At 66.3% G+C, this 14045-nt stretch carries 9 protein-coding genes and 3 pseudogenes; 8 read left to right on the top strand and 4 right to left on the bottom strand.

What is annotated here, in order from left to right; genetic code table 11:
• The 3 pseudogenes from ASF43_RS31655 to ASF43_RS31645 all read left to right on the top strand — a co-directional run.
• A pseudogene (locus ASF43_RS31655) lies at positions 1-1652 on the top strand (DEAD/DEAH box helicase family protein); the annotation flags it as partial.
• Position 1653: 1 nt separating this feature from the next.
• Positions 1654-2181: pseudogene (locus ASF43_RS31650) on the top strand (type I restriction endonuclease subunit R); the annotation flags it as partial.
• A gap of 106 nt (positions 2182-2287) precedes the next feature.
• A pseudogene (locus ASF43_RS31645) lies at positions 2288-2703 on the top strand (type I restriction endonuclease subunit R); the annotation flags it as partial.
• Between the two features lie 107 nt (positions 2704-2810).
• On the opposite strand, the gene gyrB reads toward ASF43_RS31645, so the two are convergent.
• The 3 genes from gyrB to dnaA all read right to left on the bottom strand — a co-directional run bounded on the left by gyrB (position 2811) and on the right by dnaA (position 8143).
• Positions 2811-5441 (bottom strand): DNA topoisomerase (ATP-hydrolyzing) subunit B, encoded by a 2631-nt coding sequence (gyrB, locus tag ASF43_RS09805; protein ID WP_056179666.1) that lies wholly within the window; start codon positions 5439-5441, stop codon positions 2811-2813.
• A 76-nt stretch (positions 5442-5517) separates the two neighbouring features.
• The gene (dnaN, locus tag ASF43_RS09800; protein ID WP_056179663.1) at positions 5518-6624 is read right to left on the bottom strand and encodes a DNA polymerase III subunit beta; all 1107 of its coding nucleotides are present in this window, start codon (positions 6622-6624) and stop codon (positions 5518-5520) included.
• Positions 6625-6748: 124 nt separating this feature from the next.
• The gene (dnaA, locus tag ASF43_RS09795) at positions 6749-8143 is read right to left on the bottom strand and encodes a chromosomal replication initiator protein DnaA (protein ID WP_056179660.1); all 1395 of its coding nucleotides are present in this window, start codon (positions 8141-8143) and stop codon (positions 6749-6751) included.
• A gap of 366 nt (positions 8144-8509) precedes the next feature.
• On the opposite strand from dnaA, the gene rpmH reads away from it, so the two are divergent.
• From rpmH to ASF43_RS09770, 5 genes are all read left to right on the top strand, one after another.
• Positions 8510-8644 carry a 50S ribosomal protein L34 gene (gene rpmH / locus ASF43_RS09790; RefSeq protein ID WP_056179658.1) on the top strand — a complete coding sequence of 45 codons (135 nt, stop codon included), beginning with the start codon at positions 8510-8512 and terminating at the stop codon, positions 8642-8644.
• A gap of 75 nt (positions 8645-8719) precedes the next feature.
• On the top strand, positions 8720-9109 hold the full coding sequence (locus tag ASF43_RS09785) for a ribonuclease P protein component (RefSeq protein WP_056179655.1): 390 nt from the start codon (positions 8720-8722) through the stop codon (positions 9107-9109).
• Positions 9106-9369: a membrane protein insertion efficiency factor YidD gene (gene yidD / locus ASF43_RS09780; RefSeq protein ID WP_056179652.1), complete on the top strand. Its 264-nt coding sequence runs from the start codon at positions 9106-9108 to the stop codon at positions 9367-9369. The genes ASF43_RS09785 and yidD overlap by 4 nt, the downstream gene beginning before the upstream one ends.
• Positions 9370-9375: 6 nt before the next feature.
• On the top strand, positions 9376-11088 hold the full coding sequence (gene yidC, locus ASF43_RS09775) for a membrane protein insertase YidC (RefSeq protein WP_056179649.1): 1713 nt from the start codon (positions 9376-9378) through the stop codon (positions 11086-11088).
• Positions 11089-11181: 93 nt separating this feature from the next.
• Positions 11182-12789 (top strand): ABC transporter substrate-binding protein, encoded by a 1608-nt coding sequence (locus tag ASF43_RS09770; RefSeq protein ID WP_056179646.1) that lies wholly within the window; start codon positions 11182-11184, stop codon positions 12787-12789.
• 6 nt (positions 12790-12795) lie between these two features.
• Here the strand turns inward: ASF43_RS09770 and ASF43_RS09765 are convergent, their stop codons facing one another.
• Positions 12796-14037: an amidohydrolase family protein gene (locus ASF43_RS09765; RefSeq protein ID WP_056179752.1), complete on the bottom strand. Its 1242-nt coding sequence runs from the start codon at positions 14035-14037 to the stop codon at positions 12796-12798.
• Between the last annotated feature and the right edge of the window lie 8 nt (positions 14038-14045).

The following is a 14045-nucleotide window of genomic DNA, read 5'->3' as shown; positions in this document are numbered from 1 at the left end:
CACGCAAAGCGTGCAGGACGCGGTGGACCAGTACCGATTCGACCGCCACCCTGCGCCCAAGACGGCCAAGGGCGGCGTGCCGGAGCCCTTGCTCGGCTTCCCCGGCGGCGCGCTGGTGCACTTCGCCGTGAGCCAGAGCGAGGTGATGATGACCACCCGGCTGGCCGGCGCGGCGACGCAGTTCCTCCCCTTCAACCGCGGCAACGCGGGCGGTGCCGGCAACGCGCCCCACCCGGCCGGCTTTGCCACGGCCTACCTGTGGGAAGAGGTGTGGGCGCGCGAGAGCTGGCTCGACATCCTGCACCGCTACCTGATCTGCAAGCGCAACGACAAGAAGCAGCCGAAAGCCGTGATCTTCCCGCTCTACCACCAGCTCGATGCCGCGCGCGCTGGTGGCCGACGTGCTGGAGAAGGGCCCGGGCGAGCGCTACCTCGTGCAGCACTCGGCCGGCTCGGGCAAGACCAACTCCATCGCCTGGACGGCGCACTTCCTGGCCGACCTGCACGATGCACAGCACAAGAAGCTGTTCGACAGCGTGCTGGTGGTCAGCGACCGCACGGTGCTGGGCGCGCAGCTGCAGGAAGCCATCTTCGACTTCGAGCGCACCACCGGCGTGGTGGCCAGCATCACGCACGAGCACGGCAGCAAGAGCGCGCAGCTCGGCCAGGCGCTCAAAGCCGGCAAGAAGATCATCGTCTGCACGATCCAGACCTTTCCCTTCGCGCTGGCCGAGGTGCAAAAGCTGGCTGCCACCGAGGGCAAGCGCTTCGCGGTGATTGCCGACGAAGCCCACAGCTCGCAGACCGGCGAGGCCGCGGCCAAGCTCAAGCAGCTGCTGAGCGCGCAGGAATGGGCCGAGCTGCAGGACGGCGGCGAGGTGGACACCGAGGCGCTGCTGGCCGCGCAGATGGAGGCGCGCGCCAGTGTGAACGGGCAGGACGGCGGCGAGGTGGACACCGAGGCGCTGCTGGCCGCGCAGATGGAGGCGCGCGCCAGTGTGAACGGCCTGACCTATGTGGCCTTCACCGCCAAACCCAAGGCCAAGACGCTGGAGCTGTTCGGCCGCAAGGACGCGGACGGGTTGCCTCAGCCCTTCCATGTCTACGCGATGCGCCAGGCCATCGAGGAGGGCTTCATCCTCGACGTGCTGAAGAACTACACCAGCTACAAGCTCGCGTTCAAGCTGGCCCACGACGGCCAGGAGTGGGACGACAAGCAGGTCGAGCGCAGCACGGCGATGAAGGGGCTGATGCAGTGGGTGCGGCTGCATCCCTACAACATCGCGAGCAAGGTGCAGGCCGTCGTCGAGCACTACCGCCAGAACGTGCAGCCGCTGCTGGAGGGCCGGGCCAAGGCCATGGTGGTCGTGGCCAGCCGCAAAGAGGCCGTGCGCTGGCACAAGGCCATCCGCGCCTACATCGCCAGCCAGCACTACCCGCTGGGTGTGCTGGTGGCGTTCTCGGGCGAAGTGATCGACGCCGAGAGCTTTCCCGATGCCGTGTCCGAGACCAGCGAGGCCCTGAACCCGGGCCTGCGCGGGCGCGACATCCGTGAGGTGTTCAAGGGGCCGGACCACCACCTGCTGCTGGTGGCCAACAAGTTCCAGACCGGCTTCGACCAGCCGCTGCTGTGCGGCATGTACGTGGACAAGNGTCAACGAGCCGGCCGACATCCTCAAGGCCTTCAAGACCTACTACGAGACGGCCGAGCTGCAGGCCGTGACCGACCCGCACCAGGTCTACGACCTGCGCGCTAAGCTCGATGCCGCTGGCTGCTACGACGCGTTCGAGGTCGACCGCGTGGCCCAGGTGGACCTGGACCCGAACGGCACGCAGCAGCAGCTCGATGCAGCGATTGCACCTGTGGCCGACCGATTGCTGCGGCGCTACAAGGCGGCGCAGCAGGACATGGCGGCGGCTGAGGACAAGCAGGACGACAAGACCGCCCGCGCCGCGCGGGACCAGCTCGATGCGCTGTTGCTGTTCAAGAACGACATGGGCGCCTACGTGCGCCTCTATGCCTTCCTGAGCCAGATCTTCGACTACGGGAACACCGCCATCGAGAAGCGTTTTCTGTTCTACAAGCGCCTGATCCCGCTACTGGACTTTGGCCGCGAGCGCGACACGGTGGACCTGTCCAAGGTGGTTCTGACCCACCACACCTTGAAGAGCCGCGGCTAGCAGCCCATGGGGCTGAGCGCCGACGGAAGCTACAAATTGCCGCCCATGGACGCCGTGGGCAGCGGCAGCGTGCAGGAGAAGCAGGCGGCGTACCTGGTCGAGATCNATGGGGCTGAGCGCCGACGGAAGCTACAAATTGCCGCCCATGGACGCCGTGGGCAGCGGCAGCGTGCAGGAGAAGCAGGCGGCGTACCTGGTCGAGATCATCGAGAAGGTGAATGGCCTGTTCGAAGGCGAGCTGACGGACGACGACCAGTTGGTCTACGTCAATGGCGTGCTCAAAGGCAAACTGCTGGAGAACCAGACCTTGGTGCAACAGGCCGCGAGCAACAGCAAGGAGCAGTTCGCGAACTCGCCCGACCCGAGCAACGCATTGATGCACGCGATCATGAACGCGCTGGAGGCGCACCAGGTCATGAGCGCGCAGGCGCTGGGCTCGTCGCAGGTGCGTGCTGGGCTCAAGGACATTTTGCTGGGCCGGCGCAACTCTATGAGGCCTTGCGGGCGCAGGCGGCGGCGTAGATCGGTCAGTTGTGAAGTCTGGCAAAACGGCGCAAGCGAAGCAGACCATTCAAACGACAACGCCCGGCATAGCCGGGCGCTGAGCCTCTAAATTCAGCGAGCGAAATCTAGACGTCGATATTCCCCGCCCTGAGCGCATTGGTCTCAATGAAATCGCGCCTGGGTTCTACTTCGTCCCCCATCAGCATCGTGAACACCCGATCCGCCTCGATCGCGTCGTCGATCTGCACCTTCAGCAGGCGACGCACCTGCGGGTCCATCGTGGTCTCCCACAGCTGCTCGGGGTTCATCTCGCCCAGCCCCTTGTAGCGCTGGCGCGAGGTGGCGCGTTCGGCCTCCGAGATCAACCAGCGCATGGCCTGGCGGAAGTCACCGACGCGTTCTTCCTTCTGCCGCTCGCCTTCGCCGCGCATGACCTTGGCGCCTTCGCTGAGCAGGCCGCGGAAGGTGTTGGCGGCTTCGGCCAGGGCGGCGTAGTCGGCGCCGTGCACGAAGTCCTGCGTGATGACGCTGCTCTTGGTGTTGCCGTGGTGGCGGCGGCTGATGCGCAGCACGGGCTTGTCGGTGCGCACGTCGAACTCGCCGGCCACTTCGGCGCCGCTTCCCAGCGCGCGCAGGCTGGCCTGCAGCGCGACGGCCGAGGCCTCGGCGTCGGGCACGGTGTCCAGGTTCAAGGCCACGCCGTCGGCGATGGAGCGCAGCGCCTCGGCGTCCATGAAGTTGCGCAGGCGCGCGATCACGGCTTCGGCCACCTGGTGCTTGCGGGCCAGCTCGGTCAGCGTATCGCCGGCCAGGGTGGTGCCGGCGTCGCCGCCGGTGTGCACGGAGGCGTTGACCAGCGCGATGCGCAGCAGGAAGCTGTCCAGGTCGGTCTGGCCCTGCAGGTACAGCTCTTCCTTGCCGGCCTTGACCTTGTACAGCGGCGGCTGCGCGATGTAGATGTGGCCGCGCTCGACCAGCTCGGGCATCTGGCGGTAGAAGAAGGTCAGCAGCAGGGTGCGGATGTGGGCGCCGTCGACGTCGGCGTCGGTCATGATGATGATGCGGTGGTAGCGCAGCTTGGCCACGTCGAAATCGTCGCTGCCAGTGCTGCCGCCGGCCTTGCCGATGCCGGTGCCCAGCGCGGTGATCAGCGTGAGGATTTCGTTGCTGGTGAGCAGCTTCTCGTAGCGCGCCTTCTCCACGTTCAGGATCTTGCCGCGCAGGGGCAGGATCGCCTGGAACTTGCGGTCGCGGCCCTGCTTGGCAGAGCCACCGGCGGAGTCACCCTCGACGATGTAGATCTCGCATTCGCGCGGGTCTTTCTCCTGGCAGTCGGCCAGCTTGCCGGGCAGGCCCATGCCGTCGAGCACGCCCTTGCGGCGCGTCATCTCGCGCGCCTTGCGGGCAGCTTCGCGGGCACGCGCGGCCTCGACGATCTTGCCGCAGATGATCTTGGCGTCGTTCGGGCGTTCCTGCAGGTAGTCGGTGAGCAGGCGGCCGACGATGTCTTCCACCGGCGCGCGCACTTCGCTGGAAACCAGCTTGTCCTTGGTCTGGCTGCTGAACTTGGGCTCGGGCACCTTCACGCTCAGCACGCAGCACAGGCCTTCGCGCATGTCGTCGCCGGTGACCTCGACCTTGGCTTTCTTGGCCAGCTCGTTCTCTTCGATGTACTTGTTGATGACGCGCGTCATCGCGGCGCGCAGGCCCGTGAGGTGGGTGCCGCCGTCACGCTGGGGGATGTTGTTGGTGAAGCACAGCACCTGCTCGTTGTAGCCGCTGTTCCACTGCATGGCCACTTCCACACCGATGTGCGTGCCCGCGATGCCGCCGTAGGTCTCGGCCGGGCGTTCGCCGATCGCATGGAACACGTTCGGGTTGAGCACGGTCTTGCCCTTGTTGATGAAGTCCACGAAGCCCTTGACGCCACCGGCACCGGAGAAATCGTCTTCCTTGTTGGTGCGCTCGTCTTTCAGCTTGATGTTCACGCCGTTGTTCAGGAAGGAGAGCTCACGCAGCCGCTTCGAGAGGATCTCGTAGTGGAAGTCGTTGTTCTCCTTGAAGATCTCGGTGTCGGGCAGGAAATGCACCTCGGTGCCGCGCTTCTCGGTCTCGCCCAGCACCTGCATGGGCGACACGTCCACGCCGTTCACCTGCTCGACGATGCGGTTCTGCACGAAGCCCTTGCTGAACTCCATCACGTGGACCTTGCCCTCGCGGCGCACCGTCAGGCGCAGCATCTTGGAGAGCGCGTTCACGCAGGACACGCCCACGCCGTGCAGGCCGCCCGAGACCTTGTAGCTGTTCTGGTTGAACTTGCCGCCAGCGTGCAGCTCGGTCAGCGCGATCTCGGCAGCCGAGCGTTTGGGCTCGTGCTTGTCGTCCATCTTCACGCCGGTGGGAATGCCGCGGCCGTTGTCGACCACGCTCACCGAGTTGTCGCTGTGGATGGTGACGAGGATCTCGTCGCAATGGCCGGCCAGTGCTTCGTCGATGGAGTTGTCGACCACCTCGAACACCAGGTGGTGCAAGCCAGTGCCATCCGACGTATCGCCGATGTACATGCCGGGGCGCTTGCGCACGGCTTCCAGGCCTTCGAGGATCTGGATCGCGCCTTCGCCATAGCCTTCGCTGGCGCCGGCCTGGTGGGCGTCAATCTTGGGCTGCTGCGACAGCGATGGGAGGCCGTCTTCACCGGTAGGCGCCATGGCGCTTTCGTTGGAAATCGGCGGAACGGGCTTGCTGTCTTCGGTCATGGCGTGCTTTTCGAGTCACTCTTGAAAAAGCGAACCCGCGTCGGAACGCGGGTCGCGGCAGGGCAATGCGCGTGCGTCAGATACGCATCGGCATCACCACGTACTTGAAATTGCTGTTTTCCGGGATGGTGAGCAGGGCCGAGCTGTTGCCATCGGACAGCTCGATCTTGACCATGTCCTGCTGCATGTTGGTCAGCGCATCGATGAGGTAGGTGACGTTGAAACCGATCTCGATGCTGTCGCCGCTGTAGTCGATGTCGAGCTCGTCCTGGGCTTCTTCCTGCTCGGCGTTGCTGGAGGCCACGCGCAGGCTGCCGGGCTCGACGTTGAGCCGCACGCCCTTGAACTTCTCGCTGGTCAGGATGGCGGTGCGCTGCAGGCTGGACAGCAGGGCCTGGCGGCCCAGCGTGATCTCGTTCTTGTGGTTCTTGGGGATCACGCGGTTGTAGTCGGGGAACTTGCCCTCCACCAGCTTGGTCACGAACTCCATGCCGCCGAAACGGAAGCGGGCCTGGTTGTTCGCAAACTGCATCTCGATGGCGCCTTCGGCGTCGGACAGCAAGCGCTGCAGTTCGAGCACGGTCTTGCGCGGCAGGATCACCTCCTGCTTGGGCACCTCGACGTCGAGCGTGGCCGATGCGAAGGCCAGGCGGTGGCCATCGGTGGAGACCAGGCTCAGCTGCTTGCCCTCGGCCACGAAAAGGATGCCGTTCAGGTAGTAGCGGATGTCGTGCACGGCCATCGCGAACGCGACCTGGCCCAGCAGGTCCTTCAGCGTCTTTTGCGGCACGCTGAAGGCGGGGCCGAACTCGGCGGATTCCTGCACCAGCGGGAAGTCCTCGGCCGGCAGGGTCTGCAGCGTGAAGCGGCTCTTGCCGCCCTTCAAGACGAGCTTATTCTGTGCCGATTCGAGCGACACGGTCTGGTCGGCCGGCATGGTGCGCAGGATGTCGATCAGCTTGCGCGCACCGACCGTGGTCACGAAGTTGCCGGCATCGCCGCCCAGCTCGGCCGTGGTGCGGATCTGGATCTCCAGGTCGCTGGTCGTCAGCTGCACGTCGCTGCCCGTCTTGCGCAGCATCACGTTGGCCAGGATGGGCAAGGTGTGGCGGCGCTCCACGATGCCCGAGACCGACTGCAGAACTGCAAGCAAGGTGCTCTGGGGAGCCTTCAGAACAATCATGTCAACCTCTTGATGAATTTCTTGTGGAGCCGGCCGGCGCAAACCTGTGCATTTTCGCCTGTTTCCAAGGCCCGATCCGCACTGTGGACCGCGCGTGCGAACGGGGGTGGCCGGTCCAAGCGCTTCAGCCCTTCAGCGTCTGTTCCAGCACGTGCAGTTGCTGGTTCAGCTCGGCCAGTTGCTGGCGTTCGCCACCGATCTTGCGCACGGCGTGCAGCACGGTCGTGTGGTCGCGCCCGCCGAACAGCTCGCCGATCTCGGGCAGGCTCTTCTGCGTGAGTTCCTTGGCCAGGTACATGGCGATCTGGCGCGGCCGCGCGATGCTGGCCGGGCGCTTCTTGCTGTACATGTCGGCGACCTTGATCTTGTAGTAGTCGGCCACCGTCTTCTGGATGTTCTCGACGCTGATCTGGCGGTTCTGGATCGACAGCAGGTCGCGCAAGGCTTCGCGCGCGAGCTGGATCGAGATTTCCTTCTGGTTGAAGCGCGAGTACGCCAGGATCTTGCGCAGCGCGCCCTCGAGCTCGCGCACGTTGGAGCGCACGTTCTTGGCCACGAAGAAGGCCACTTCCTCGGGCATCTCCGTGCCTTCGGAGATCGACTTGTTGATCAGGATGGCCACGCGCATCTCGAGCTCGGGCGGCTCGATGGCGACCGTGAGGCCGGAGTCGAAACGCGAAACCAGGCGCTCGTGGATGTCCGGCAGGCCCTTGGGATAGGTGTCGCTGGTCATCACGATGTGCGACTTCTTGGCCAGCAGGGCCTCGAACGCATTGAAGAACTCTTCCTGCGTGCGGTCCTTGTTGGCGAAGAACTGCACGTCGTCGATCAGCAGCAGATCGAGCGAGTGGTAGCGCTCCTTGAACTCGTCGAAGGTCTTGCGCTGGTAGGCCTTAACCACATCCGACACGAATTGCTCGGCATGGATGTAGAGAACTTTGGAGCCGGGCTTGTCGGCGATCAGCTTGTTGCCCACCGCATGCATGAGGTGGGTCTTGCCCAGGCCGACGCCGCCGTAGATGAACAGCGGGTTGTACAGGTGGCCCGGCGTGCCGGCCACGTGCATCGCGGCCGCGCGCGCCATGCGGTTCGCCGTGCCCTCGACCAGGGTGTTGAACGTCAGCGCCGTGTTGAGCCGGTTCTTGAACTGGCCCTGGGCCGCGTCCTCGCCCAGATCGGGCGGCTCGGCCGGCGCGCCGATCTCGCGCGCAAGCTGCACAGGCGCAAGCCTGGCAACGGCTTCCCGCGGAGTGAGCACTAACTCGAGCTGGATGGACTGGCCGTACAGCGTCTCCAGCATGTGGGTGATGCGGCCGGCGTACTGGGCGCGGATCCAGTCGAGCTTGAAGCGGTTGGCCACGAAGATCGTGGCCTTGCTGAAGTCAGGGCTGACCTGGGCCGTCAAGGGCTTGATCCAGGTGTTGAACTGCTGTTCCGGAAGTTCTTGCGCGAGTTGGTCGACGCAGGCCTGCCAAAGGCTGTCGCCAGCGTTGCCGCCGGCGTGGGTCCCCTCGATCATGAGCCGCTCAGCCTCTGTGGATAAATGTTTTTTTGGAGCACCGGGCATTCTAGTTAGCCAGGCATTTGTCCACAAGCGCAGGGGCAAGTCCGCGCTGGGTGGGCCGGGCGCCACAGCCGCTGCGCCGCCGGCACGGGTCTGCGCGCTATTCCGACCGGAAAACTTGCCCCCCACCGATTTTTGGAGATAATCGCGGGTTCCCCTGAGGTGGGCCTGCCTGCGCGCTGAGCGATGGAGCCAGGCTGTGGGTGCGGATTGGGCAGAGCAGCTCTCGGATGACGAGGGCGTTGCGGCTCCAGCTCGCTGCACCCCACCTGCGGCCCGCATGCGGGCAGTTCCCTCTGCAACGATTTCCAAGGAAGTGACATGAAACGCACCTATCAACCCTCCAAGATCCGTCGTGCGCGTACGCATGGCTTTCTGGCCCGCATGAAGACCCGTGGTGGCCGCGCCGTGATCAACGCGCGCCGTGCCAAGGGCCGCAAGCGCCTGGCGGTCTAACTGTCTGTCGCGGGCGGCCTTCCCTGCGATGGTGCGCCCGATGATTCCGTTCTCGAACTTCCGGGCCGTGCCGCTGTGCAGCGACTCAAGACGCGCGCGCAGTTCCAGGCCGTGATGGCCGGCACCACCGTTTCCCGGACAGCCCACTTCGCCCTGCACCGCCTTGCGCTGCAACCGGCGCCTTCGCCTGTCGAAGGCGCGGATGTGCTGTTCGCGGTCGACGACGTCTGGGTCGGCGTCCTGCTACCCAAGCGCTGGGCGCGCCGCGCGGTCACGCGCAATGCGATCCGTCGGCAGATCTACGCCGTGTGCGGCGACCAGGCCGCGAGCCTGCCGCGCGCGGCCCATGTGGTGCGCCTGCGCAGCGGCTTCGACCGCAAGCAATTCATCAGCGCCACGTCGGTTCAGCTCAAGCAGGCCGTGCGCGGCGAGCTGGAGCAACTCGTGCGCCGGGCCCTTGCATGATCCGCCGCGCGCTGATCACGCTCGTGCGCGGCTACAAGCTGTTGCTGAGCCCGTCCCTGGGCTCGTCCTGCCGGTTCGAGCCGACCTGTTCCAGCTATGCCATCGAGGCGCTGGAGCGCCACGGTGCCGGCATGGGCAGCTACCTCACTCTGCACCGCCTGGTCCGCTGCAATCCCTGGTGCGATGGCGGCCATGACGCCGTGCCCCAGCAGCGCCCCCGTTTTTTCGACCGGCGGCACTTCTCGTCTACCTCCGACTAGCCTTCCATGAACGATATTCGCCGAACCATCCTCTGGGTGATCTTTGGTTTTGCCCTGGTGATGCTGTGGGACAAATGGCAGGTCCACAACGGCCACCAGGCCACCTTCTTCCCGATGCCGACGGCGACCGCGCCTGCCGCCTCGGCGCCCGGTGGCGCGGCTTCGGCCACGCCGGCGGCCGCAGGGGGCGTGCCGACGGCAGCGACCGCCACGCCGGGCGCCGTGCCATCGGGCCAGGTGCCGGGACAGGCCGCGCCGGCGCCAGCTGCGCAGCATGAGCGCTTCGAGGTCAGCACCGACCTGCTCAAGCTGACCTTCGACACTGCGGGCGGCTCGCTGGTCAAGGCCGAGCTGCTCAAGAACGCCGATACCAACGACCACACGCGCAACTTCGTGCTGCTGGACGACAGCGCCGAGCGCGTCTACATGGCGCAGACCGGCCTGATCGGCGCGCCGACGCTGCCCAACCACACGACGGTCATGACGGCCGTGCCCGGCCCGCGCGCGCTGGCCGAGGGCAGCGACACGCTGCAGGTGCGGTTCGAATCGCCCGCCGTCGACGGCGTGAAGCTGGTCAAGACCTACACGCTGCAACGCGGCTCCTACGCGCTGAGCGTGAAGCACGACATCGTGAACAACGGCAGCGCCGCCATCACGCCGCAGCTGTACATGCAGCTGGTGCGCGACGGCAACAAGCCGCCCGGCGAGTCCAGCTTCTATTCGACCTTCACCGGCCCGGCGGTCTACACCGAAGCCAAGAAGTACCAGAAGGTCGAGTTCTCCGACATCGAGAAGAACAAGGCCACCTTCGAGAAGCAGGCCACCAACGGCTACGTGGCCATGGTGCAGCACTACTTCGCATCGGCCTGGCTGCTGGGCGACGGCATCGCGCGTGACCTGTTCGCACGCAAGGTGTCGAACAACCTGTATGCCGTGGGCATGATCACGCCGGTCGCCACCGTGGCACCCGGTGCCACGCAGTCCGTCGAGGCGCGCCTGTTCGTCGGCCCGCAGCTCGAGAAGATGATGGAATCCCTGGCGCCCGGCCTGGAGCTCGTCAAGGACTACGGCTGGCTGACCATCCTGTCCAAGCCGCTGTACTGGCTGCTCGACAAGCTGCACTCGGTGATCCAGAACTGGGGCTGGTCCATCGTCGCCCTGGTGGTGCTGCTGAAGATCGCGTTCTACTGGCTCAACGCCAAGGCCTACGCCAGCATGGCCAAGATGAAGGCCGTGAACCCGCGCATCCAGGAAATGCGCGAGCGCCTGAAGGACAAGCCGCAGGAAATGCAGCAGGCCATGATGAAGATGTACAAGGAAGAGAAGATCAACCCGCTGGGTGGCTGCTTCCCCATCATGATCCAGATCCCCGTGTTCATCGCGCTGTATTGGGTGCTGCTGTCCAGCGTGGAAATGCGCGGCGCGCCGTGGATGCTGTGGATCAAGGACCTGTCGGCACCCGACCCCTACTTCCTGCTGCCCATCATCATGACCTTGACGACGATGCTGCAGACCGCGCTGAACCCGGCCCCACCGGACCCGATGCAGGCCAAGCTGATGTGGTTCATGCCGCTCGCGTTCTCGGTGATGTTCTTCTTCTTCCCGTCCGGCCTGGTGCTGTACTGGATCACGAACAACATCCTGTCCATCGTGCAGCAGTGGGTCATCAACACCCGCATGGGCGTGCCGCCGCAGTTCAACCTGCCGAAGTTCTCGTAGAGGCGCCTGCCTCCCCCCGCCAAGGGCCGCGCAAGCGGCCCTTGTCGTTGGTGGGGCTACGATGGCCCTCCCCAACTCCTGCAGGAAGACCGCATGCACACCACCCGTACACGGCATCGTTTCGCCCTTGGCTTCGTCGCGCTGGCCACGGCGGCCACGCTGGGCTCGGCCCAGGCCGCCACGTTCCGCTGGGCCGGCGCCAACGACCTGGTCACCTTCGACCCGCACGCGCAGAACCACCAGACCACGCTGGCCTTCCTACAGCAGGTCTACGAAGGGCTCACGCGCTACGACGCCAAGTTCCAGATCCAGCCCGGCTTGGCGACCAAGTGGACCGAAGTGACGCCCACGCAGGTGCGCTTCGAGCTGCGGCGCAACGTCAAATTCCATGACGGCGCGCCGTTCACGGCCGACGACGTGGTGTTCTCGCTCAAGCGCGCGATGTCGCCGCCGTCCAACATGACGGCCTATGTGCAAAGCCTGCAGGACGTGAAGAAGGTCGATGACTTCACCGTCGACCTGATCTTGAAGGGCCCCAGCCCCGTGCTGCTGCGCGAGCTGACCGACGCGCGCATCATGAACCTGGCCTGGGCCCAGAAGCACAACGCGCTCAAGGCGCAGGACTACGTGGCCAAGGAGGAGACCTACTCTGCGCGCAATGCCAACGGCACCGGCCCCTTCGTGCTCAAGTCCTGGCAGCCCGACGTGAAGACCGTGCTGGAGGCCAACCCGAACTGGTGGGACAAGCCCACCGGCAACGTGACCGAGGTGGTCTACACGCCCATCAAGTCCTCCGCCACGCGCACCGCGGCGCTGATGTCGGGCCAGGTCGATTTCGTGAACGACCCGCCCACGCAGGACCTGGCGCGCCTGGTGCAGAACCCCGACCTCAAGCAGCTGGACGGCAGCGAGAACCGCACCATCTTCCTGGGCATGGACCAAAAGCGCGACGAGCTGCTGTACTCCAGCGTCAAGGGCAAGAACCCGCTCAAGGACATCCGCGTGCGCCAGGCGCTCTACCAGGCGGTGGACCTCGCCACCATCCACCGCACGACCATGCGCCAGCTCTCGGTGCCCACCGGCACCATGATCGCGCCCATGGTCAACGGCTGGACCAAGGACCTGGAGGCGCGCGCCGCCAAGTACGATGTCGCGGCCGCCAAGAAGCTGCTGACGGACGCCGGCTACCCCGATGGCTTCGAGGTCACGCTGGACTGCCCGAACGACCGCTACGTGAACGACGAGGCGATCTGCCAGGCCGTCACCGGCATGTGGGCGCGCATCGGCGTGAAGGCCAAGCTGGCCACCCTGCCGACGGCCAATTACTTCCCCAAGATCCTGCGCCGCGACACCAGCATCTACATGCTGGGCTGGGGCGTGGCGACCATGGACGCGCTGTACTCGCTGGACTCGCTGATCAGCACCGAGGACCCCAAGCGCGGCGCCGCCGGCAACTACAACATCGGCGGCTACAGCAGCAAGGACGTGGACGGCCTGATCGCGCAGATCAAGATCGCGACCGATCCCGTCAAGCGCAACCAGCTCATCCACGAGGCGCTCAAGATCGTCAAGGACGACTTCGCCTACGTGCCGCTGCACCACCAGATCCGGCCCTGGGTCATGCGCAAGAACATCACCACCGTGTACCGCGCCGACGACCGGCCCGTGCCGTGGTGGACCACGGTCGGCGCCGCGAAGTAACGCGGCTCAGGCGAGCTGGCTGAACGCCACCGCACCGCCCTGCATCACCAGGGCGACGCGCTCGCCCTGGCCGCCCAGGCAGGCCAGGTCCTGCAGCGGGTCGCCGTCCACCACCAGCAGGTCGGCCAGCGCGCCGGGCACCAGTTCGCCGAGCCGGCCGGCCATGCCCAGCAGCTCGGCCCCCACGATGGTGGCGCTGGCCAGCACTTCGGCCACCGGCAGCACGCGGGCGCGCAGCGCGAGCTCGTCGCTCTGCCGGCTGTGCGATGCGCCCAACAGATCCGTGCCCAGCGCCATGCGCACGCCGGCGCGGCGGAAGATCTCCAGCGACTGCAGGCCGGCCTCGCGCACCTGCGCGATCTTGGCCACGCTCTCGGGCGGCAGGCCCAGGCGCGCGCCGTCCTCGGCCAGCGCCTCGTAGGTCACCAGCGTCGGCACGGCGAACACACCGCTGGCCGCCATCAATTGCGCCGTGGCCTCGTCCACCAGGTTGCCGTGCTCGATGCTGCGCACGCCGCACCGCACGGCGCGCGCGATGGCCTCGGCCGTGTAGGCATGGGCCAGCACATAGGTCTGGCGTGCGGCGGCCTCGTCGACGATGGCGCGGGTCTCCTCCAGCGAGTAGCCGAACGCCGCGATCGGATCGGTCGGCGAGGCCACGCCGCCGGACGACATGATCTTGATCTGGTCCGCGCCCATCTGCAGCGTCTCGCGCACGGCCAGGCGCACGGCGTCCACGCCGTCGACCACGCGCGTGCTGCCCGGGCGGTGGCAGCAGCCGCAGGCGTTCACAGGCTGTAGCCGGTCGCTGCGCGGCCGGAAGTCGCCATGGCCACCCGTCGGGCTCAGCGCCGCGCCGCTCACGAACAGCCGCGGGCCCACGGCCAGGCCCTCGGCAACCGCCTGCTTGAGCGCATGGTCGGCGCCGCCCGCGTCGCGCACGGTGGTGAAGCCGCGGCGCAGCATGCCGCGCAGGATGGGCAGGGCGCGCAGCACCACGGTCGTGGTCGGCGTGCCGGCCAACAGGCCCAGGTTGGTCTGCGAGAAAGTGACGTGCGCATGCGCGTCGATCAGGCCGGGCATCACGGTGCGGCCGCGCACGTCGATGGCCTGGGCCTGGGCGCTCGCGAGAGGGCGCTCCGACACCTCGCGCACCAGGCCGCCCTCGACCAGCACGTCGTGCCGTTCCAGCAGTCGGCCCTGGCGCGGGTCCAGCACATTGCCGCCGCGCAGAAGGTACGAAGTCATGCCCAGTT

This window comes from Pseudorhodoferax sp. Leaf267 (genome assembly GCF_001422405.1).
Classification (GTDB): domain Bacteria; phylum Pseudomonadota; class Gammaproteobacteria; order Burkholderiales; family Burkholderiaceae_C; genus Pseudorhodoferax.
Note: the sequence above shows the minus strand (reverse complement) of the source record. Positions and strands in the feature narration are given on the sequence as shown.

Coding starts and splice junctions, on each gene's coding strand:
- ASF43_RS09770 (WP_056179646.1), top strand. CDS start 11,182: ATGCACACCACCCGTACACGGCATCGTTTCGCCCTTGGCTTCGTCGCG.
- dnaA (WP_056179660.1), bottom strand. CDS start 8,143: ATGATCGAGGGGACCCACGCCGGCGGCAACGCTGGCGACAGCCTTTGG.
- ASF43_RS09765 (WP_056179752.1), bottom strand. CDS start 14,037: ATGACTTCGTACCTTCTGCGCGGCGGCAATGTGCTGGACCCGCGCCAG.
- dnaN (WP_056179663.1), bottom strand. CDS start 6,624: ATGATTGTTCTGAAGGCTCCCCAGAGCACCTTGCTTGCAGTTCTGCAG.
- gyrB (WP_056179666.1), bottom strand. CDS start 5,441: ATGACCGAAGACAGCAAGCCCGTTCCGCCGATTTCCAACGAAAGCGCC.
- rpmH (WP_056179658.1), top strand. CDS start 8,510: ATGAAACGCACCTATCAACCCTCCAAGATCCGTCGTGCGCGTACGCAT.
- yidC (WP_056179649.1), top strand. CDS start 9,376: ATGAACGATATTCGCCGAACCATCCTCTGGGTGATCTTTGGTTTTGCC.
- yidD (WP_056179652.1), top strand. CDS start 9,106: ATGATCCGCCGCGCGCTGATCACGCTCGTGCGCGGCTACAAGCTGTTG.